Origin of the sequence: Mycoplasma bradburyae, from assembly GCF_024339025.1 — a bacterium.
Lineage (GTDB): Bacteria > Bacillota_I > Bacilli_A > Mycoplasmatales > Mycoplasmoidaceae > Mycoplasmoides > Mycoplasmoides bradburyae.
Genome location: NZ_CP101415.1, coordinates 398,138 through 421,627, shown reverse-complemented (window position 1 = coordinate 421,627; position 23,490 = coordinate 398,138). Strand labels below are relative to the sequence as shown.

General features: G+C 27.2%; 18 protein-coding genes and 1 tRNA gene. 11 read left to right on the top strand and 8 right to left on the bottom strand.

From position 1 onward, the window contains the following. Positions 1–48: 48 nt before the first annotated feature. The 9 genes from NMG77_RS01710 to NMG77_RS01670 all read left to right on the top strand — a co-directional run bounded on the left by NMG77_RS01710 (position 49) and on the right by NMG77_RS01670 (position 8,890). On the top strand, positions 49–462 hold the full coding sequence (locus NMG77_RS01710) for a hypothetical protein (protein ID WP_255034977.1): 414 nt from the start codon (positions 49–51) through the stop codon (positions 460–462). Positions 463–539: 77 nt separating this feature from the next. Next, positions 540–875, top strand: coding sequence for a holo-ACP synthase (locus NMG77_RS01705; protein WP_255034976.1), 336 nt, complete (start codon positions 540–542; stop codon positions 873–875). Further along, positions 875–1,669, top strand: coding sequence for a lysophospholipid acyltransferase family protein (locus NMG77_RS01700; RefSeq protein ID WP_255034975.1), 795 nt, complete (start codon positions 875–877; stop codon positions 1,667–1,669). The genes NMG77_RS01705 and NMG77_RS01700 overlap by 1 nt, the downstream gene beginning before the upstream one ends. A gap of 99 nt (positions 1,670–1,768) precedes the next feature. Then, positions 1,769–3,589 carry a segregation/condensation protein A gene (gene scpA, locus NMG77_RS01695; protein WP_255046026.1) on the top strand — a complete coding sequence of 607 codons (1,821 nt, stop codon included), beginning with the start codon at positions 1,769–1,771 and terminating at the stop codon, positions 3,587–3,589. A gap of 48 nt (positions 3,590–3,637) precedes the next feature. After that, entirely contained in the window at positions 3,638–4,516 is an 879-nt protein-coding gene (gene scpB, locus NMG77_RS01690; protein WP_255046025.1) for an SMC-Scp complex subunit ScpB, read from the top strand. A 218-nt stretch (positions 4,517–4,734) separates the two neighbouring features. Then, on the top strand, positions 4,735–5,166 hold the full coding sequence (gene mraZ, locus NMG77_RS01685) for a division/cell wall cluster transcriptional repressor MraZ (RefSeq protein ID WP_255034972.1): 432 nt from the start codon (positions 4,735–4,737) through the stop codon (positions 5,164–5,166). Then, positions 5,153–6,091 carry a 16S rRNA (cytosine(1402)-N(4))-methyltransferase RsmH gene (rsmH, locus tag NMG77_RS01680; protein ID WP_255046024.1) on the top strand — a complete coding sequence of 313 codons (939 nt, stop codon included), beginning with the start codon at positions 5,153–5,155 and terminating at the stop codon, positions 6,089–6,091. Before mraZ ends, rsmH begins: the two co-directional genes overlap by 14 nt. 3 nt (positions 6,092–6,094) lie before the next feature. After that, the gene (locus NMG77_RS01675) at positions 6,095–7,402 is read left to right on the top strand and encodes a hypothetical protein (RefSeq protein ID WP_255034970.1); all 1,308 of its coding nucleotides are present in this window, start codon (positions 6,095–6,097) and stop codon (positions 7,400–7,402) included. Between the two features lie 24 nt (positions 7,403–7,426). Further along, entirely contained in the window at positions 7,427–8,890 is a 1,464-nt protein-coding gene (locus tag NMG77_RS01670; protein WP_255046023.1) for an FtsZ/tubulin family protein, read from the top strand. 656 nt (positions 8,891–9,546) lie between these two features. Here the strand turns inward: NMG77_RS01670 and NMG77_RS01665 are convergent. From NMG77_RS01665 to NMG77_RS01640, 6 genes are all read right to left on the bottom strand, one after another. Further along, positions 9,547–11,748, bottom strand: a complete 2,202-nt coding sequence (locus NMG77_RS01665; RefSeq protein WP_255046022.1) for an IdeS/Mac family cysteine endopeptidase — start codon at positions 11,746–11,748, stop codon at positions 9,547–9,549. A 222-nt stretch (positions 11,749–11,970) separates the two neighbouring features. Further along, positions 11,971–12,630, bottom strand: coding sequence for a Fic family protein (locus NMG77_RS01660; protein ID WP_255046021.1), 660 nt, complete (start codon positions 12,628–12,630; stop codon positions 11,971–11,973). A 203-nt stretch (positions 12,631–12,833) separates the two neighbouring features. Further along, positions 12,834–14,927, bottom strand: coding sequence for an MIP family Ig-specific serine endopeptidase (locus NMG77_RS01655; protein WP_255046020.1), 2,094 nt, complete (start codon positions 14,925–14,927; stop codon positions 12,834–12,836). Positions 14,928–15,289: 362 nt separating this feature from the next. Beyond that, on the bottom strand, positions 15,290–16,747 hold the full coding sequence (locus tag NMG77_RS01650) for a hypothetical protein (RefSeq protein ID WP_255046019.1): 1,458 nt from the start codon (positions 16,745–16,747) through the stop codon (positions 15,290–15,292). A gap of 359 nt (positions 16,748–17,106) precedes the next feature. Further along, positions 17,107–18,093 carry a hypothetical protein gene (locus tag NMG77_RS01645; RefSeq protein ID WP_255046018.1) on the bottom strand — a complete coding sequence of 329 codons (987 nt, stop codon included), beginning with the start codon at positions 18,091–18,093 and terminating at the stop codon, positions 17,107–17,109. Positions 18,094–18,534: 441 nt separating this feature from the next. Beyond that, positions 18,535–20,241, bottom strand: coding sequence for a hypothetical protein (locus tag NMG77_RS01640; protein WP_255046017.1), 1,707 nt, complete (start codon positions 20,239–20,241; stop codon positions 18,535–18,537). A 472-nt stretch (positions 20,242–20,713) separates the two neighbouring features. Between NMG77_RS01640 and NMG77_RS01635 the strand changes: the two genes are divergently transcribed. Beyond that, positions 20,714–20,787: transfer RNA gene (locus NMG77_RS01635), tRNA-Thr, on the top strand. A gap of 129 nt (positions 20,788–20,916) precedes the next feature. On the opposite strand, the gene NMG77_RS01630 is transcribed toward NMG77_RS01635, so the two are convergent. Then, the gene (locus NMG77_RS01630) at positions 20,917–21,576 is read right to left on the bottom strand and encodes a hypothetical protein (RefSeq protein WP_255046016.1); all 660 of its coding nucleotides are present in this window, start codon (positions 21,574–21,576) and stop codon (positions 20,917–20,919) included. 9 nt (positions 21,577–21,585) lie between these two features. Beyond that, positions 21,586–22,653 carry a hypothetical protein gene (locus tag NMG77_RS01625; protein WP_255034957.1) on the bottom strand — a complete coding sequence of 356 codons (1,068 nt, stop codon included), beginning with the start codon at positions 22,651–22,653 and terminating at the stop codon, positions 21,586–21,588. Between the two features lie 161 nt (positions 22,654–22,814). Here NMG77_RS01625 and NMG77_RS01620 point away from each other — a divergent pair, with 161 nt between their 5' ends. Beyond that, the gene (locus NMG77_RS01620) at positions 22,815–23,483 is read left to right on the top strand and encodes a potassium channel family protein (RefSeq protein ID WP_255034956.1); all 669 of its coding nucleotides are present in this window, start codon (positions 22,815–22,817) and stop codon (positions 23,481–23,483) included. Positions 23,484–23,490: the final 7 nt, after the last annotated feature.

Here is a 23,490-nt window from a genome sequence, read left to right as displayed (position 1 = left end):
TTTTTGATATTCTAAAATATACAAAAAGATAAAATAACCAAAATAGCTATGAACGATAAAAAGAAAATAATTACTTCTACTGATATCGAAAAATTAGGATTAAAATATAACGATGCAGGTGAATATAATCCTGAAGAAATCGACAAACTACTTGATATAGTTGTAGAAACATTAAAGTTTTATGAAAGAGAATACAAGCGTTATCAATCACTTGATAAGCAATGCGCTGAACTTAACTCACAAGTTAAAACTTTAAAAGATGTAATTGGCGAAAAAGAAGTCATCATAAAAGAAATGAATGAAAATGGTTATGATCGCGTTACTTTTATGAATAAAACTAATTTAATGGATAATAATATTAAGAACTTATCATTAGCAATTAGTCAAATCAAACAAATTGACAATACCATTGCTCAAATGAATAAGGATATTAGATTAATTAAGCAAATCTTATCCAAATAATAATGCTTAATTGTTTTTTATTGATTATTATATAATCATAAAAGTAATAAAACATTGATAAATAAGGAATAAAGACAATGATTATTGGAATTGGCATAGACTCAGTAACTATTTCAAGATTTCAACAAAAGAAATCACCTGAATTTGTAAAGAAACTTTTAACAGAACACGAATTAAATAAATATAAGTCTGTTATCGGAGACAATAACCAAAACATCTTTTTAGCTATTAGATGAGCTTTTAAAGAAGCTATTTTTAAAGCTCTTAGAACTTGAGATGATTTCACTCAATTAGAAATTCGTAAGATTAATGGTGCTTATGAATGTTCTTTAAACGATAAGATTAAATTGCACCTTTCAATTTCACACGAAGGTGAAAGATTAGTTGCAGTTGCTGTAGCTGAAAGAGTTTAATGCGTTTTATTATACGTTTATTAAGCTTTTTAATTTTTCCTTTTGTTGGTTTAGAATTTGCAATTAGATATCTTGTAGCTCTAATTAAAGCTAGTATTTATAAGAATAATCCAACGTTTTATACAAAGGAAAATCGTTTTAAAACCGTATATATTTTAGCTAGTCGGATAATATTTTTTAAAGGATTAAAAATCGAGTTAAAAAACGAAGATTTAATTCCTAATAAACCTGTTCTTTTTATCGGAAATCACAAATCAAACATTGATCCATTTGTAATGATTTGAATGGCTAACCACTTAAAAGATATTACCGAATTAACTTTTGTCGCTAAAGCTGAATTAAAAAAGAAATCTATTGGTAAGATTATGTCTTTAATTGATGTAATTTTTATTGATCGACAAAGTATTAGACAAGCAGCTAAAGCAACTTTAGATGAGATAGAACTATTAAAAAACACCTCAGTTTGCGTATTTGCTGAAGGTACAAGAGTATTTTCGCATGAGTTAGCTGAATTTAAAGCTGGTTCTATCAAAGCTGCTTACAAAGCTTTTTGCCCTATCGTTCCTTTTAGTTTATTTAACACACAAGGACGAATGGAGAAGATTTCAAATAAGAAGAGACCGGTTCAAGAAGGTTTTAGAAAAGCTAAAACTAAAAAGATCTACATTGAATTCTTAAAGCCATTAAAACCAATTGATTATTCAAGATCTGAATCAACTTATATTATTAACAGCATAAGAAAGCAAATTCAGGAAACTTATAATAAACAGTTAGCTGATTTTGTTAAAAAATAACTCAATATTAATTAAAACAGTTATCACATTAGATGGTAACTGTTTTTATATTTTTATAAATAAAAATAAGAAAAACTAAAGTGTTTTTAAAAAATTAATGTGTTAAAAAAATTAAATAACAACTCAACAAATATGATTAAACTTATCTGGTGTGAAGACATTAATCATGGAATAGCTAAAGACAATCAACTTCCGTGAGATATTAAAAGTGAACTAAAACATTTTAGAGAAAGCACACTTAATCACCCGATTATTATGGGGTATAACACTTATACTGCGATTAACAAAATTTTAGATAACCGAGCTAATATCGTAATTTCTAAAAAACATCAAAATGAATTAAGGAATAACAATGAAATCTTCTTATATTCGGATATTAAAAAAGCATTAATCGATTTTAGTGTTGTAGATTTATTTATCATCGGCGGGAAGAAGATAATTGAAAACTCAATTAAGTATGCTGACGAATTGGTCATCTCTAAATTGGAAGATGATTATCAATGTGATCTATTTGTTGATGTCGATTACACTGATTTTGAGTTAGTTGATACTAAAATTAATGATGAGTTTAAGGTTGAGTACTGACGCAGAAAGAAAAATACCAAAAAGCCAGAAGATTTAATAGAAGAGTTGAATATTAATATCACTGACGACTTTTTAAACCTATCATTTAAACATTTTAGTGGTCCTTTTGATCTATTACTTCATCTTATTAAAGATAAAAAAATGGATATAATGGCTTTAGATCTTTTTGAATTAGCCAACCAATATTTCCAATACATTAACAAGCATATGATTAATCTAGATGTAGTATCAGATTATTTATATATGGCTTGTGAGTTGTTAAGAATTAAATCTGATTTATCTATTCCTAATTTTGATACTGAAGAAAAAGTTGATCTTAATAATGATGACGAACGCGATCGAATTGTAAAGAGAATTATTGAATATAAGCGTTATTCAGAATTATTGCCATCACTACACAAAATGCAACTTGAAAGATTTTCATTATTTTCAAAAGAAGAAGATGACTGAGATGTATTCAAATTAACAACTAATGATTTACCAGAAGCACCATTGCCAGATTATGTTAATCCTAAGAAACTTAAAAAAGCAATGGAACGAGTTTTTGAAAAACTTAAAATTAAAACCATTACAGAACATAAGATTGTTATTGAAGAGTTATCAATCGAAGATGTTAAAGCTGAAATCTTAGAAATTATTAAAAAAGAACTTGATAATAAATATGATGTATCAACTGATTTAGAAACAATCTTTAGTCAAATTGATCAGAAAAAATTATCATTAAGATATTTTGTAACAGCTTTTGTTTGTTTATTAGTTTTAGTACGCGAACAAAAAATTGACTTGCATCAAAGAGAAGATGATGATTTAATATATATTTCTTTAGTTGATACTTCTAAGATAGTTGTAGTTCAAGAATCAATTGAAGATGCAATCAAACGCCAGAAACAAGACGAAGAAGAATTGCAAGAATCAATTAAAAAGATTCAAGAAGAACGTCGTCAAGCATTCTTCAAACAACGTGAAGAGTACTTTAAGAAAAAATATGGTGAATATTATGTTTCTAAGGAAGATTATGCAAAACTATCTCCAGAAGAAAAAATTAATATCAGAATTAATCAACGAAAGATCGATGAACAAGAAAAATTAAATAAAGCTAAAGAACAAAATTTAGTTGATGAAAATAATCAAGTGATTGATCTTAAGAATAAAAAACCCACGGCAAAACAAATCTTATATGAAGCAGATCTAATTGTTCAACAACTAGAAGATCTAATTAATGACAAACAAGAAGATTATGATTCGGAAGCTAAATTAGAAGCATTACATACTGGTTTAATCAATCTTGATGAAGATGGTGAAGAGATCAAAAAAGACGATAACGAATCAAACTAATAATTGGTTAATACATTAAACTATTAAACCTAAACACATATATAAGCTATGATAAAAACTAAAATAAAAAAGATAACTAAAAAATTTAAACTAAGCAACAAAAAGGAAGTTGAAGAACTATCAACAAAAGAAATCTTAGAAGATCAAAAAGAGTTTTCTGAACAAGTTGATAAATTAACTGAAAAAAAACAAAAACCAACTTTCGAAGATATCGGTAGTTCAACAGTTGATTTTGAAACTGATGATAACGATAAATTCTATCAATCAGTAAGAGAAGCGATAGAACAAACCAGTGAAATTGTTGATGATTTAGAAGAAAAAGATAAGCCAAGTAAAGATCAAAATAAAAAAGAGTTATCAGTAAAAGCGATTATTCAAGCTGCATTATATGTTGCAGGTAAAAATGGTATGAATCTACAAGAACTAAATAAGATCTTACCAAGATTACATCAAGATCAGATTTTTAAAGAACTTGAAGAAATGACTTATAGTTATGATCAAAATCAAAACTTTGGTTTAACAATCAAAAACTACGGTGGGCGATATAAGATTTTAACTAAAGCTGATGTTAAAAAAGAGATGCAACGCTATGTATCTGAAAAATTCAAAAATCCATTAAACAAAGGGTTAATGGAAGTTTTAGCAATTGTTGCTTATAACCAACCTTGTACTAGAACTAGAATTAATGAAATTAGAGGTGTAGATTCGTTAAATTTAGTTGATAATTTACTAGAAAAAGGTTTAATTGTTGAAATCGGTAGAGCAGATACTCCAGGAAGACCGTTCCTATATAATGTTTCTGAAAAATTCTTTGATTTATTCGGGATTGAATCAATTGATGATCTACCTGAGATTAAGCATTTTGATCCGGATTCATATCAAGAAGGGAACTTCTTTGATTCGAATCGTTATGACGATAACGAATAGCTCCCACTTCCCACCACAAATTAGTAAAAAGCAGTTAAAAATGACCTTTCGGGGTCATTTTTTTATATTTTTCAAAAAAATTATTTATCGTTATAACCCTTATAAATAAAGGGTTTTAAAGATTTCAAAATAATTAAGTGTTAAAAAGTGTGGCAAAGTGGGAAAAAATTGTTTAAAATATAAGTACGTAAGAATTCTGCTATAGGAGGTGAAATAATATGTTTATTGGCAATTACCAACATAATATTGATCCTAAAGGTAGATTAAGCGTTCCCGCTAAGATAAGAAACCTTATTAAAGAAAGTGTTGTTTTATCTAGAGGATTAGATGGATGCTTGGAATTACGTACCCCTGAAGAGTTTGAAAATTACGCTAATAAGTTCTTAAGCAAATCAAATAACAAACAACAAAACCGTAATTATAAACGTTTATTATTTGCTAATTCATTAACTATTGAAATTGATAGCGCTAACCGTGTTTTAATTCCTGCTAACTTTAAAAAGATGGCTAATCTTGAAAAAGAAGTTGTAATCATTGGTATGGGTGATCATGTTGAAATTTGAGACAAGAAAGCATACGATGAATTTAACGAAGCTAATTTCGATAACTTTAATGAACTAGCAGAATCGATGGAAGATGATAATCAATAATCAGATTCATTACCCAGTGTTATTAAAAGAAGTGATAGATAACCTGATTACTAATAAAGATGGTATTTATCTTGATTTAACGATTGGGTTTGGCGGACATAGTTACAATATCATTAATGCTTTATCTGATAAAGCGAAGTTGTTTGGATTTGATCAAGACTACGAAGCAATAAATCATTGCAACAAATTATTTGAGAAATATAGCAATGTCAAACTGATTAAGGATAATTTTGCCAATCTTAAAGATCATTTAAAAAGATTAGAAATCAACAAAATTGATGGATGCTTAATTGATCTGGGCGTATCTAGTTATCAACTAGATCAACCTAAAAGAGGATTTAGTTACCATTCAGTTGGTCGATTTGATATGAGAATGGATCAAGATCAAAAGCTTGACGCAACTGAATTAATTAAAACCTCATCAGTTAATCAACTAATTACAATCTTCAAGAAGTATGGAGAGATCAAAGATCCTTTTAGAGTTGCTAATGAACTTAAAAGAGCATTTGAACAAAAAGATTTAAATACTCTTGAAGTAGTTGAACTGATTAAGGCTAATGTAAAAAAAGAAGAATTGTATAGCAAGAAACACCCTGCAAGAAAATATTTCCAAGCAATAAGAATAGCTGTTAATAAAGAATTAGATGTTTTAGAAAAAGTTTTAACAATTATTCCAGAACTATTAAATGTGAATGGTAGATTACTTATTATCTCCTTCCATTCATTAGAAGAAAAACTTATTAAAAAGGCATTTCGTAATTTAACATCAACAGCATCTTTAACAAACATTCCATTGAATAACGAAGAACTATTAAAATACAAAAATCATTATAATAAGGGACTTGAACCAAGTAAAAATGAACTTGAGACAAACAAGCGATCAAGATCAGCTAAGCTGTTTGTTTTAGAAAGGATAAAAGAATAGCGCATGTATAACTTAAAACAAACTTATTGCACAATCAATTTTGCGAAGGAAAAAATTGATTTTGTATTATCAACAAATAGAGATCAAAGTATTAATTTATTACGTCAAGTCTCAATTAAAAACCAAAACTATTACGACGAAACTAAGATCATTAATAAAAGATTATTGCTAGAAAAGATTCGCCACCAAATTGATTTGTTCAATCAAAAAAATAAGATGGAGATCAAAAAAGTAATTCTTAATTTTGACTCTTTAATTAATGATCTTAAAACTAACCAAATTAATACTGCGCCAATCAGTTATCTAAGTGCTGATCAATTTGATAACGAAATCAAAAAGTTTGTTTTAAACCAACAAAGAACACGCCCTGTTAATGAACAGCTTGTTAATTACAAAGTGTTCCAAACAATTGATAGACAATCTAGAAAAATTGCTGATCAATTAGAAGTTGGTAAAGAATATTATGCTGTTATTTTAACTTATACTTCTAAATCTGGTTTAATACCTGAAATCAGAGATATTCTTAAAACATTAAATGTAAAAATTTCAAGCATTTCTACTCAAGAAATTAATTATCAAGCATCTCAGCAAGTTAAAGATATTAATGATACGATTGTTGTTGATATGGTTGAAAACTTTACTAATCTTAATATTTATTTAGATGGTAATTACGTAATCACTAAAAGAATAAACTTAGGAATAAAACAAGTTAAAGAAAACCTAATTAAGAGTTTGAATGCGAAAAACTACAACAAAGATGCAAACAACAATAGAGATATTAACGAAATAGTTAATATGTACTTTAATAACGATCTTTTATCATTAAATGAAGATAACAAATTCAATTTATTAATTAAAACTAATAAGGAATTTTTAAGTTATCAATACTTATCAAAAGCCGATTTAGATATACTTATTCAAAAACAATTAGTTCATATTGTCGATTTTATTAACAAAGAATTGGAATTAGTTAAAAAAGAATTTAACAAACCAATTAAAGAAATCATTATAAATACTATTAACAATTACGCTATTGCTAATAACTTATTAAATAAGGATGGTGAATTAATTAATGATGTTGATATTAGTAAATTGTACCCTCCAAAGCTATGAGATTATAAAAACGAATTTATGCAATCTTATTTAGCTATTAAAAGACAATACGAACATGATTGCTCTATTAATAAGATTGATAACTACATCACTACTCCACACGATTATAACTTTGATCATGAAAGTGATAGAAAAGCTATGATCTTATCAATAAATAAGGAGCTTGCTAACATCATATCAAAAATCGCTATCAAATAATAAAAATCTAAATATTAATTAATTATGTCTGATCATAAACTAAAAAATATGGATGACTCTAAAATTTTAGAAGAAATGAAAATAGAGTTAGAAAAATTAAGACAACAAATAGCAAAAACGGAGTTGAAAAGCTCTAATGGATCAGATTATAATAACAGGATAAAATTAGGTGATTTTAGCGAACATATTTTATCTTTAAATGACACTCCATTTTCATTTGACTTGCAATCTGAAAATAAACCAATTGCTAATGAATTTATTCAACCGCAAATTATTGATGATAATGAAATAGATTTTTTTGTAAGTAAATATAAAAAAGATTACAAAATCAAAGTAATAGGAATCGGTGGTGCTGGCAACAATATTGTCGAACATATAGTTACTAAATTCAATGATCTAGTTAGCGACAACGTTACATTCTATCAAATAAACACTGACGCTAAACATCTTAATGCATTAGTTAGAAATAAATCTAAAGCAAAAAAATGCTTTATCGATTCACCATATACTTATGGTAATGGAGCTGGTGGAGATATTCAAAAAGCTAAAAAAGCAATAAGAGAATATTATGATCAGCAACTTGATGAAATCTTAAGTGATTGTGATATTTGTATTGTAATCGCTGGACTTGGTAAGGGTACTGGAACTGGTGGTTCAACTTATATCGTAGAAAAAGCAAATAGTAAAAACATTATTACTCTAGCTTATGCGATTATGCCGCTTAACAATGAAGGTAATCAGACTTATGAAAGAGCAACTGATGGTCTTTATGAATTATTAAAAAATGCTACAGCTATTAACATTATTAACAGCGATGATTTAAACAAAAGTTTATCTAATCTAACAGTTGAAGCTCGTAATAATGAAGTTAATAATCAAATCGGAACGTCGGTTAATGCAATTATTAAACTAGCTCAAGAAAAAGAAATTAAGAATATTGATTTCGGCGACTTAATGTATTTCTTTGATAAAGAAAGCGATGTGTCGTATGAATTCTTGGTGAAAGAGATTAAAATCCCGAGTAGCCAAGGCAGTTTAATAAATTTTAATTTATTAAACAATGATTGATCAGAGACCAATAAGCTGATTGTCATGTATCAGCTCAACAAGCAATTACCCGGAAAATTGTTTGATGAGTATAACGCAAAAATCAAAAATTCTGTCAGCAAGGATGCCCATATTGTGTTTGGTAGCAAATCTGTTGATGGTGATGAAAGTATCGTTACGATCCTTGGTAAGAAGCCTAGTGGTTTGATTCATTCTAATAGCAATTTAGATGTTTCTTTTAATGCTTTGATTAATCGCCCTGATAGTTATAATTCGACTGAATATGATAAATTTCCTGAATGAAAAAAGATCATAACTGATAATAATGGGTCTGTAACTGAAAATGCTCTGGTTGTTGTTAATAAAAACGGTTCTCAAAACGAGACAAACTCGTCAATAGAAACAAAAAGCATATTAAGCTTATTTGATTCTGAAGAATAGTAAATTATTACTATTAATTTTGTTAAATCATTTTAATCTCTAATCTCTCGCTTTTTCGATAATAGAATCTAACGACAATAATAGTTTTATTATTTTGTTTTTCATATTATTTCTCTCCTTTCGTAATTTTTTCTCAACTATTTTTGTCCTTTCATGTTTTCTTTCTAAATTTTTTCATTGTTTTATGTTTTTATAAACTATGTTGGACGTTAGAAAAGATCGAAAAATACCTTTAATTTAAATAAAAAAATTAAAGCCATTAATTCCTTTTAATTAAAAACTCAGCAATCTCAAAGTAGGTTGATGAGTTTTTTATTTTGCTTATTTATAAATTGAAATCCTTAGAGTCACAAAATATTTTCATAAAAAAGATTTAAAAATACTATATTTATTCTTATGTAGTGTTTAAAATCAATTAAAACTTCTTGCAAATAAAGATATGTGTTTAATTGATAAAAAGAAGAAAAAATATGAAATATTTTGAATAAAACCAAAATAATCACCCTAAGTTAATTTAAATTCTTATACATTGTACTATTGATCTAATTATTAATTAGTTAATATTACATCCATTAACTAAATCAAATAAAGATAAGTTTGGCTTTAATCAAAAAATTAATAAAAAATCTACCAATTGAATGGTAGATTTTTTATTATTATTGTTTGTGTTTATTTAAATATTGCTTTCAAGTATCTTGATAAAGAGGTAAAACTGTGAATGATTTAATTGATTTAGGATTATTAGCATAGAATGGGTCTGTATAGTATCCGACACCGTAATTTCCAATAGAGACAACTTTAGCTCTAACTAATGAACCACCATTTAAATCATCTTCTTGATCACCATAGTTGTTATTACAGAAATAAATGTAATCAACATTTCCGTTAGCATCAAATTCAGCACCCCAAATAGACATTGCGTGACCAGGATAAGAGAAACCAACAGCTTTTTTGTTTAAGAAAGCGTCTTTCAATACATTATTGAATCCTCTATAACTTAAACCATTATGATCTTCAGTCACATCATTTGATCGACCTCTGGTTTCTCTAACAGGTTTAGGGGTAAATACATCTTTGAAATATCCACCTCTGTTATTTTCTGTATTAACTAAATAACCTGATGTTCTAGGTTTTCAACCTGAAATGAATCAGTTAATTCCATCATTGATAAAACCACCTCTATCAATTCATGCATTTGTGAATTTTTGGAAAATTTGACTTCTTCCTTCTTCTTTGTCATTTTTAATTGATTGGTGTTCTGGATAATACATCGGAACACTCTTAGATCAATCAGAAGTTGATTTTAACGCAAAGTATTGATCAATATATTCTTTGTTATTATTGATTCATCAGTGAAGTAAATTAGAAGCAGATGCTGCTCAACATAAGTTGAAGTCACCATATTGATTTTCAAGTAAAGCTATCTTATTAACGTCATATCATCCATATTCTTTTTTGAAAGCTAATCTAACTACATCACCTCTATTAACTCATTTTTCAGGATTATCTTTGTAACTAGGAGCATTAACTCCGTAAACAAACATTGTTTTATTAGCGAAATTGTATGTCGATGGATTTACATATTCACTATTAGAAGCTGTAGGAGTATACTCAATTCTTTCGTCTTCTTCGCTAGTATCAAGAGAATTTGAAGTTTCGTATGAACTTTCATTATTTCTTAATTCATTAACTTTAGTTCATAAAGAATTAACTAATGTCTCTTCTTTCTTCAGGATACTTCTAATATCAACTAGAAGTTTATCCATAGAATCTTTAGCTGCTTTAATTGATTTGTAATCAGATGCTTTAACTGTATCAACAGTTAAACTTAAAACATTGTAATAATCAACTTTGTAATATTGTGCACTTCTAGAATAAATCGCATCTGCACCTTGACTAGCTCTTATATTAGGGATCTCTTTTTTAAATTTCTCCAATTTAGCTTTATCAGCCTTGTATTGTTCTTTTTCTTCGCTGCTTAATCTTTCGTATTCTGCTAGCGCAATAATAATCTTTGTTTCATCATCAACACTAGGAGTTGTTTTAGATAAAACATCACGATATTTTTTAGAAAAAGGAGGTAGAGTGTTTTCTAGATTGGTTAAACGGTTTTTTAATAGATCTAGTTTATTTTTAACATTAGCTAGTTTTGATTTAACATCATCTGGTAGATTGTTTCAACGACTTAATGCTTCGTTTATATCACTTCCAGAACCTAAAACTTGATCATCTTGACCAGCATCAATATTCATTAAACCATCAGTTAAGTAATTAAATAACTTAGTATTATCAGCAGTAGTACTACCTAAACTATTTGAAGTATTGTTATTATTTGTTGATTCTACAGAACCACCTAAAGTCGCATTTTCATTAGAGCCATTAGCACCTATTTCGCTATTTGAATTAGGTCTTGAATTGTTATTACCCGAATCTGTTGATGATACCGATGAATCAGTTGAATCGGATGAACTAGTTGATTTTTTATCGCTAGAACTATTATCTGTTCTGTTATCGTCGTTATAGATTTGATCAATACTATTTTTATCTTGCAAAGCTTTATCAATCGCAACTTCTAAAGCATCGATTGCATTTCTGATATCTTCTAGCGATGATGAGTCGTTATCATAAACTTCTTGAGCTTTTCTAAAAGCTTCGCGTAATTCAACAATAATTTTTTGGTATTTAGAATCATCATATTTACGCATTTCACTATCTTGATCACTTAAGATCAAGCTTAAACTTTGCTTTTCAAGTTGGTAATTTAATCCTTTAGGGTTGGTACAAGAAGCTAAAATTGAACTTGGAGTAATCAATGCACCAAATAAAGAAAAAAGAAGTCTAGATTTTTTTAATTTCATTATTTACTACTTATTAATTTGATATTTACTTTTGTAATAAAATTCAAAAATATTTAACAATCTGAGTTTTAATGAAAATGCTAATATTTATATTAGTTTTAATCTCTATCTGTTCCCATTATTATAACAAAAAATATCAAAAATTCTAGTTGTGGATTGTTAGTTTTTTAAAAAATAACAAGAAGATTTTGTAAAAAAATAGGTAATAATATTTTGAATAAACTAATCGATATTAATTAAATTATCTTTAATCAGATTGTATAAATCATCAATATTACCAGTTAATAAATATTTATTGATTCCGTTAAAATAATCGTTTTTAATATCAGGATTAACAGAATATAACTTGGTTTTATACTTAAGTTGCATTAAGAACATAATCGCTCTCGCCACTCTTCCATTACCATCACTAAAAGGATGTATCTTATGAAAAATACAATGATACTTTAAGATTAATTCAGTACGATCTTTTTCAGATAAAACTTCAACAATTTCGTTCTTAAAATTGCTATTAAGTTGTTCTAGTTTACTAACAATTTTACTATGCTCACTACCGATATGTTTAGCGCTTTTAATCTTTAGATTATGCTTACGAAAAGCACCGTTATCATCCAAAATAAAACGCATAATAATGCTGTGTAATTTTAAAATGGTATCAATACTTATATCTAATTGATCATAAAACTTAACAATGTATTCAATACCCATTTTAAAATTAACTAATTCATAAAACTCTTGGTTATTTTTTTGACCTGTTGGCGGTTTATTACTAGCAAATAAATCTCTTACTTCATCATAAGTAAAGGTATTGTTTTCCATGCTGCAACTACTATAAGCTAATTCTAGAATAATCTGATCTAAGGTTTCTTTCTTAAAGTTCATGACACCTTTTTATTTTATAAAATTTTAATTATTTTTATTTGCGTTTGAACTCATATTAAGATTAAATAACAACTTTTTTAATTCAAGCGATAACGTTTGATATTATTCTTAACAATATAGTTTTTATCTAACCTAATTAAAATATGTCTTTTTATTAATAAGAAAGAAAACTATTGATAAATTAATTGTTATTGTTTATTAATTTATTTAAACAATGCAGTCTTATAATCATTACCATAAACCTTATGTAAGGTTTGACGATAAGAATTAGTTTGATGAGGATATCTAGCCTTATTAGTGCCATCAATAATGTTATAAGGCTCTACATAATTATTAATCTTTGAAGATCAGAATGGAACATTCAAACTAAAACCAACCATTAAAGCATTATTAACATTCTTATAAGTGTTATCATCACCTAAAAAAGGAATCTTACCATCTGAAGCGAATAATAAACCAATAGGTAAATTATCTTCGTTAGTTACTAAAGAACCACTCATACCACCAATAATTGAATTATCACTTAACATAGAATATGTTAAACCATAAAACAAACCTTTAGGTTCGTTGTTAAACATTGCTCCATGCGAAGCAATTGCATAACCATTATTCACATCTTGAGTAACAAAGACATTGTTACTTAAGTTATCAATAATCTTATCATTAGATGATAAGAGATTAGAACTTACATTGTAATGCACTAACGAAGGGTTAGGTTTATTTATTTCATAAGGAAAACCGATGAAATAATCTGTTAATGGTTTAACATTTAATTTAGTATCAGCGAAGAATTTTTTGATGTCAGCATCATTCTTAATAATCTTATTAATTGTATTTGGTTGATTGAAGACTTTATTGTCATCATTACTTCTAGTTAGGTAGTTATTAATATAAAGATTAACTGAACCATAATCCATTGTTGCGTATGGCAATGAATTTAGTTGCATATTGTGACTACCATCTTTAAATTTATTTATCGAGATATCTAGTTCAGTTATCGCTTTATCTAGATGCTGTTTAATTAACTTATTATCTTCTTTTTCTCTTTTAGCTGCTTGAGATACTACTTTTTGGTCGCTTTTTGATAATGCGGCGTATTCTTTAGCTGTTATATAAGGCTCAGCAAATTTCTCAGTATCATAATCAAACTCAATAACTGAAAACTCGGTATAGTATCTTTTGTTATTGAATAGACTAGCAACTTTATCATCCATAAAGTTGTGCCCTAAAAACAAGGTTTTAGGAAATTGTTCTTTTCTTAACTTCTTATATTTAAATTTAGAATGTTTATTTCTTCAATCATCAGCAACACCAATGAAAACATCCTTAACTTTTTTAGTTCGGTTAGGTTGAGCATTGAATGAATAATCATTAGTTCCAAATAGCTCTAAAGCTACATGGTAGTTAGTAGCAAAGAACAATTTATATTTAGCATTTGATTGTTTATGATAATCCAATAATCATAATGTTCCAGCAGTAACTGATCCATCATCAAAATTTCAAATTAATGAAATTGAACGATTAAAGTTTGATTGTAAATAATCTGAATTTTTACTATAAGTTTTAGTTTGATTAGCTAAACTAAAACGTTTTAATTCAGAATGCGTTGCGTAGTAATTATTGATTTCTTCATTAGTTAAAGTTTGATCATTTGGACCAGGTTTAGTTTCAATATGATTGTTAGGTTGATTTTGATTATTATCAGTTGAATCTGATTCGATATTATTAGAATTCGTAGAATCTGTTTCTGGTTTAATGATACCTATAGTAGTATCGCTATCATTATTTGAGTTATCTACTTTATTATTATTTTGATTAGAACCGTTATTATTTAGTTCTGAATGATTCGAATTATCATTTTGATCTGTTGAATCATTTAAATCCGATTCGGAATTATTTTGTTCGTTATCATTACCGATTACTTCGTTATCGTTATTAGATTGATTACTAGAATCATTGTTTTTATCAAGTTTTTCTTTTTGAGTTTTAGCTAATTTAATTGCTGATTCTAACTCTTGCTTAGCTCCATATAAAACATAATAATCATTTCTATGACTCGCTTCTTTAGCTTTATCGTACACTTGAGATAAAGCTTGTCTTATTTCTTCGTATTTCGACTTGTTATACTTAGCTAATTCTTTAGTTTCGCTATCTAATAATTCTTTTAATTGATTCTTTAACTCATTTATGTAATTCATATTATCTGCTTGTGGTTTCTTACAAGCAGATAATATGAAACCAAATGTACTCAAAGTACTTATCAAGCTAAGTGAAATCTTTAACTTTTTAAGTTTCATAATAATGATTTATTGCGATTAGAATCGCCTAAGAACCTATCTAAAATCTATTAACTTATATGATAATATATTTTATTTAAATAATGTTGGTTAATCTTTAGATTATTTAGATGATTGTTTCACAAGTTTAGATCAAAATATTTATTTTTTTAGATAATTTCTAGATTTGTATATTGTTTGATATTTTTACAAGAAAATAAAGATAATCAATCAACTAAATTTAATAAAAATAAGTTAAGGTTATATATATAAATAAAACCTAAAAAATTTATTGCTTATTTATAAATAAAAAATGAATTTCTTCATGGGGTATTTTAAGAAATTCATTTTTGACAAGCAACAACTATTAATTGAATATAAATTTATAAAGAATTGTAATCTCAAGTCGCTTCAACATTGATAGTTTTATCTTCATTATTTAATTCATGAACTAATTTTTTGGATTTTAGTTTTTCAAATAAGCAATTAACAACTATTAGCTCGATTGCTTGTTTAATAATATTAGGATCTCTTTCAAGTTTTCTATTAGAATCATTAAATTGTCTTATAATCCCTTCTTGATCTGTTTCATTTAAATCAAAAGGAATCGCCAAGTTTTCAAGAGTTTTAATAAATTCTTGAATATCATTATCGTTGAATTTGTAATCTTTCTTTATTAATATGTGAGATCGTTTAAATAGGTCTGGATTCAATGGATAACTCTTATATTCAAGGTGATCGCAATCATCACTTAAAAAATATCGAGAATTTATTTCAATAAAGTTTTTTAACCCTCTAATGTCATATTTATCATTCTTATATTTAAGAATATGGAAAGGGTTTTCTATGATAATGATTAGTTCTGGTTTTTTATCTTTTTCTTCTTGATTGGTTTTTAGTAGATTTATTAACGAATCTTCAAACTTAGGTTTATTATCTTCACTAGCTATAGCTTCTTCTTTGAAGTTATTATCTCCTTGATCAAGTTTAGTTTCATCAGATTTAGATTTATCATATTCATTAGTTTTTTCTTGATAATCTTTTTTAGAAAATTCTGAATGTGTATTCTTAATCAGTTCATCAATATTTGAATTAGAGGATTCTATTTCATATTTAGATAAGTCATGATTTTTAACTTTAAATTGTTCATCTTTATTAGAAATATCACCGTTTGAGATAGATTCATTTTTATCAATTTTTTTATAAAATTCGTTAATAAAATCATCAACAAAATTTTTATTTTTTTCAGTCTGAATTTCGCTATTATTATCTAATGAATCTTCTCTATTTTTAATAGCTATATTAGATGAATTAGAACTACTATCATTTTTGTTATTTTCAATAATCGAAGTATTATTGCTAATTTTTAAATCAATTTGTTTGTATAGTTCTTCTTTTTTAGCATTGAAATCAGCTTTATCAACACTATTAGCTAATACAGGAATAACATCTTTTTTGTTATCAGCAAATTTTTCTTGATTATCTTCTTTAGATTTATTCTCTTGATTTTTTTGATTATTTACTGCTAGTTCTTGAGCTTTAATAACTTCATTTATAGTAATTAAATCTACAACTTTATTATCAGATGGTTTATTATTGTTCGATTCATTTATTAATTCATTTTTATTTTGTTCATCCTTGTTTTTTTGATCTAGAATAGACTCTTTTACTTTTTTATCTTTTAGTTTAGACTCAGACGAGGATTTTTTATCTTTTCTAAGATGATCTACTTTTATCTTTAAATCTTTACAAAGACTAATAGAAAAAATCAATGCTATCAAAAACATTAAGAAAAATATCACTAATGTTACTAAGTTTTTAAATAATACTGTATCTATCATGATCTTTTGTTTGATCTCTTTATCAAATACAAAATGTTTTTGATTGTATAAAAATAATTATATAAAAATAAAATTAGCGTATCAATCGTTATTTAAAGTCTTATTAGGTTTTATTAATATTTTCAATTAACTTATCAATTTAAGTTTTCATTCATTCTTATAAATAAAACCATCACCTATAATGATTGGTGATGGATTATCAATTATTAGATCGAAACTAAAAACGCAATTGTAATATATGAGTTTATAGTTAAAAAGATAATTCCTAAAGAATTATTGATGATTAAAAACAATAGTTAAATTATATTAATTAATTCTATTGTTAGATAGTATGTTAATTTAGTTTTAGTTAAGATATTTTATTTAGAAAGATCAGGACTTGTTTCAGTAAGACCTGTATCACCTCAACTACTAGTTTTGTACAACCCTGAATTATCCGATGGTATTGGTTCTGGTGAAGTTTCTCTAGTAGTTGCTTCATCCGATCCATAAGGATAACCAACAGTTGCTGGTGGGTATGCTTGATCTGGTTGTGAAGGATCAGTGTTATTATAAGCTCCATTTTCTGCTCAACCAGTAGTAAAATGTTCTGATTCTGTTGGACTAGTTTCACCTCCAATAGGTTGAGAAATTCCATCATCAGCTCAACTATGAGTCATACCAACTCCTGAATCAGAAACAGAAGGTTGCATTAAATCATTATCTTTAGTTCCTGTTTCAGAAGGATTATCTTCTAATTTATCAGTTGATTCTTTATTATCAATACCAGGAAGACCTGTATCACCTCAGCTTGTAGTTAATCCACCTGATGCAAAACTCGGATCTACAGGAGGCATTTCTTCTTTATCTAATCCAGTTTTTTCAGAATCTTCCGATTTCGAGCCATCAGACGATTTAGGATTTTTTACTTCGTTAGATTGATGATCTACTGCAGCATCTCTGCCAGCCTCAGTAGATCCTTCAGCATTACTAGTATTTCCTGTTCCCGTCGAACTAGAATTATCATCTTGATTAGGTCTATTAGGCATTCCTTCGTGGTTCATTGCGGAAGAATCAGTTCCTGAATTATCTGAATCTGCTTTGTTGTTAGACTCATCTACTGATTCTTTACTTGGTTGATTGTCAGTTTTTTTGTCAGTATCTATAGGTTTACTTTCAGTAGGTGGAGTTGTTTTTTCTTCTTTAGTTTTATTATCATCAGATTCAGTTTTTTTATTATTTGAATCATCAGATTTTTGAGGCATTTTTTGTTCTGTGGTTGGTTTTTTACAGCTAGCAACCGAAATTGCTGCTACTGAAGCAATACTTAATAAACTTACTAACTTTAAAAAGTTTTTTCTTTTCACTTTAAACTAATTTTTAAAACAAAATCTTAAATCAATTTCGTTAAATAGCTATATAAATAATCAACATCCAAGTCAATCGTTTCAGTAATTCTGAACAAAAAAAAAAAAACGGTAATATGAAACAACAAAAAATGATTTATTAGGTTTAACTTCTTATATTTTTCTTATAAATAAAGATTTTTAACAATATTTTTATTTATGTCTTATTTATAAGACTATAATATTTTTTGAAATAAAAGATAACTATTATTTCTTAATTAGAATACTATTTAAAACTAAAAATTAATATGCTTCATTATTTTTTAAATAAAAAATAAGATTCATTACTTAAAGCGAAAATGAATCTTATTATGATTTGTTTGTGAATAGTTTTAAACTCAAAAGAGTTTAAATTTTTTTATTAACAAAAGAACTTATACGATTATTTAATTATTGAGCCGTTTATAATTCGATAGGAGGAGAGCTTTCTGGAAGCGAAGATCCTCAATCAGTAGGCGCACTACCTATCCCTGAATCATCCCCGACACCATTTGAACCTGGTTCAGGCATGGTATCATATGGACCGGTTGGTGTAGGACAAGTTCCTGGGTAAGAACTAGGATAACTTGATGGATAATTATCACCATAAGAACCATCAGATGATCCTGGTGTTCCATTATAATTTGGGTATGTTGGAGAATCATAACCAGGATACATACCATAAGGACTACCTGTTCCGCTAGTAGCTCATCCAGCAGACGGATCTGAAGGTACAGGAGGTGCATATGGATCACTTACACTAGGAGGTGTAGATCCTGTTGGATTGTATGGTGATCCGTATGGATATTCTGTAGATAGTACATTTGGACAATCATTATCAGGAGTAACTGCCGGGTGATAAGAGCCACTATCAGTTCCATCACCTCAACTAGGTGTTAATGGAGTTGCTAAACCATCTTCTGGACTATCTGCTGATGGTGGTGAATTTTCCATCATTGTAGGTTTGTGTTCTTCTGTAGAATTAACTGGATCAACTTCTTTTGAATCCAATTTTTCTGCACTGGTTTCTTGATCAGATTCAGATTGCGCTTGTTTGTCTTCTCCATTGATTGAAGAATCATCGTGAGTTTCTTTATTTTGATCAGATTCATCTTTTGAAACCGAATCTGTTTCAGGATCATGAACATCTCCTGATACACTAGAAGGTTCATCTTGTTTATTACTATATTGAACTTCTCCAGATTTAGGTTCGCCTTGTTCGCTAGTAGATTCAATATCTTTTTTAGTTTCAGTTTTTTCTTCTGTTTTTTCAGTTATAGGTTGCGCAGATTGATTTTTTTCACCATTTTCGACATCTGTTGCTGGGTCTTCTTTTTTAGGTTCAGTTGTTTCATGGCCTTGTTCTGCTTTTACCATTTCACCTACGCCATCTCTTGAATCTTGTTGATTATCAGTTTGTGGATGATCAGTAACCATACCATCATCTTTAGATTTTAAAGTTTCACTATCAGAATGATCAATCATAGAAGTTTTTCCATCAGTTACTTCTTCAGATTGTTTAGAATTTTCTTTTTCTGCTTCAGCATGGTTGCCAACTTGTTTTTCAGAACTTCCTTCAGAGGGTTCATCTGATTGATGCTCTTCAGTTTTTTCAACAGATTTATGAATATTAGTTTCTTCTGAGTTTTTAGTTTCTTCAGATTCGTCTGATGAATGCATCATATTTACATCATTAGAAGCATTATGCTTAGGTTGTTCTGTTGTTTTTTCGCCAACTACACTATCAGTTGAACTGGTAGATGATTCTAAATTTTTACTTGATTCTGCTTTAGGTTGTTCATTAACACTTTTATCAGTTGTTTCTTGATTTGTTGAATCAGAAACTGATTCATTTGAGTTTTCTTCATCAGTTTTTTCTGGCGATTCAGATCGGTCTTTAGTTTCTATCGATTCAGAATTATTCGTATCATCAGAATCAACGTTACTTTTATTATTAGATTCGTTTTTATTATTAGATAAAGCTTTTGTATCTGTTGTTTTTTCTTCGTTTATTTTTTTATTATTATCTTTAGATTCAGAGTTATTTTTATTTTCTGTTTTATCTCGATTAATTTGATTTGTTAAATCGATATCTGGTTTTTTACAACTTGATACTGCGATTGATACCATCGAAACAACACTTAATAAACTAATTAACTTTAAAAAAATTTTTTCTTTTCACTTTTAAAATTTTTAAAGACAAAATTATTCTTAATTTTGCTGCTATCCATATATAAAATCGGACATTAATAAAACAATTAATTTTATTTTGAATAAAAAATAATAAGTTGTAATTAAATCAAAAAAATAAAAGCAATTATTTCATTTTACTTCTTTTCAATATCTATTAAATAAAGTCTTTTAATCAAATTTATTAATGTATCGATTTATTAAATTCTTAATTTTTTAAAAATTTAAATAATATCTATAAGAAACGAATATATTAATTAAAACAAATATATTAATTAATTAGATAGGTGCCATTTAATAATTTAACTATGGTTAATTATTGTAATAATCAAACTTTTTCTTTACCAAAATAAATAATATAAACTAGTTTTTAAATAATCTAATCTTAAAATCGGTTATAATTATCTAGCGCGCCGAATTAGTTTAGTGGTAAAACAGATGCATGGTAAGCATCAGAGACAAGTTCAATTCTTGTATTCGGCACCATTAATTTTTAGACATTTAAAGCCCTATTGTTCATAAAACAATAGGGCTTTTTTATTATTTATATTTTTTGATATTCATTAAAATAACCGATAAATCTAAAATTTTTATTTATTACGAATAATAAAAAAATTATTTAAAAAACTGATTTCGTTTATGACGTTTTTCTAATTTCTTTAAATACACCCCATCATCACAATGGAGAACAAACGAGAAAAACGAGTATGGATGAATTTTGTTTCTAGTAATTGCTATTATTTTATAAACTGAATTCTTGAATTTTTGATAAACCACTAAGTATCAATAAAATAAATAAAAATAATGAAATAATATGAAGATAATAAAATTACCACCTACATACATAATAATAATCTTATTAATATTCTGATAATTATTTGGTGGATAAAAATAATCTGTTAGATAAATAATTAAAGTAGCTCAAATAATAAACGATAAATAAATACCAGCAAATATAATCAAGAAAACTATTCAGTTTTCACCACCAACTTTAAGATATTGATTTTTAAGTTTGCTATACTCTAATTTTTCGTTAGTTGATTCAATCTTAAAAATAAAATAAATAAAACCAACAATCGGGATTAAATATAATCAATTGAACTTAGTATGTTTTAAATATCGATTAGCTTGTCTTGTCGCATTAATAAAAAAGTATTCTTTTCAATTAAGATAATAGGGTTTAATAACATTAGCCAAACGATGTTTCTGTCATCGCTTAGGTAATCTATTAATGATTTGTAATGTTTTATTAGAATCGCTTGATGAATTTAACATTATGTAAGATTAATGACCTTTTTTATTGCGAATATTTTGTTGATCAAGGTAACCATTATTAAAAAAGTTAATTAATATTTGCACCATCCATTTATAAAAGTATTTACTAATATAACCTTTTTCATTATCTTTATCATTAATAATACTGTACAAGATTGATGTTAATGGTAATCCTTTAATTTGTTTTTGTTCTTCTCATTTGACTGCATTGCCAGTATATCCATACCAGTTTTTTCAATAATCCGAATCAGTTCTAACTAAAATACTTCCATAAGGACTAAGAACACCAGCAGATGACTCAAGAAAAATGCTAGTATTCGTTAATACAACTCCTTTAGAATCTTGATCAATGACTATTTTAGAATTAGGGTTAACATTAATTGAGAATCCAACTTTAGTAGTTACATCACCAAAAAGTTTATGAACAGCAATTAAATCAGATTTAGTCGTAAATCTGAAGTTGAAATTGTTCTTATCCAAGAAATAAGCATTGCTTGTTTCTGTGTGATATTGTCTGAAATAACCGTTTTGAATTCCTACTTTTTTATACTTATATAAAAGAATTCTTTCGGTTAATTCGTTAATTCAAGAGTTGTGATAAGTCGCATAAAAACCAACAAAAGAATTTAATATATCTTCAAAAATATCATGATCTAAGTGATCATAAACATATTTATTAAATGTTTCTCAGTTTTGATAATCAATACCTGATTTTTTTAATTTATCAACAATCTTAAATTGGTAATTATCATAAATAGTATTAACAAGTTTTTTAGCTTGGTCTGAATCATTAGTATTTGGATGAAAATCCTGAACAATATCTTGGATAATTGCTTGAGGATTTTCTTTTCTAATCTTTTCTTTAGCTGCTTTAATTAATCTTTCATTTTTTGAAATATCTTTTAGATTTTTCTCAGTGTTAATCTTACTTATGTATCTTTTATAAAGCGGGATGTTTGCTAATGGAACAATCGTTCCAACCACTAAAAAGCCGATAAAAGCAGAAGTAATTCTTTTCACTTTTTTAGAACTTTTACTTTTAGTTTTATCTTTTAACTTCTTTGGTTTACACAACATTAATATACCACCTTAAGAGATCAACGAATAAAATAAATTGCTATTTATGTTTTTTTTAGATAAGAGAGATGATTTTATAACTATGATTAGGTATCATTATAATATTGAAAAGTTTATCTGATTTTTTTATTTAAATTAATATTTATAATATTATCTAGATTATGAAACGAGCAGATTATTGCGTTATAGGGCTTGGAAGGTTCGGTAGTAAAGTAGCATCCAAGCTGAAAGAATTAGGCTATAAAGTTCTAATTATTGATAAAGATAAAGAAAAAATTAATTTAGAAGCTAAAAGATTTGATTTTGCAATCAGCTTGGATGCTACTGACATTATGTCTTTATCTGATGTTGCTATCAATAAATTCGATACGGTAATCTTATCGGTTAGCAGTCTTGAAGAATCTATTATTATAGCAACAAACCTACGTGAATTAAAGGTTAAGAATATTATAGCCAGAGCTAAAAATGAGGTTCATAAAAGAGTTCTTAAAACCTTTGGGGTTAAAGAAGCGGTAATTCCTGAAGAAATCGTCGGTGAAAACATCGCTATGAGAGTAGTTCATAGTATTAATAGTGAAATAATCTCGATTGATGATGACATCTCATTAGTTCGTGTTTATGCTACTTCTAAGGATGTAATCAACAAAAGAATTGTTGATATCGACATAAGAAATAAAACTAATGCTAACATTATCTCAATAACAAGAGATTATAAGAATATTTATTCTATCGACAAGGATACAATTATCTCAAAAAACGATTTAGTTACAGCGGCTTGTAACAATGTTGATATCTCTCGTTTTCTTAAATTAATGAGCTCAGATAATTAATTCAATA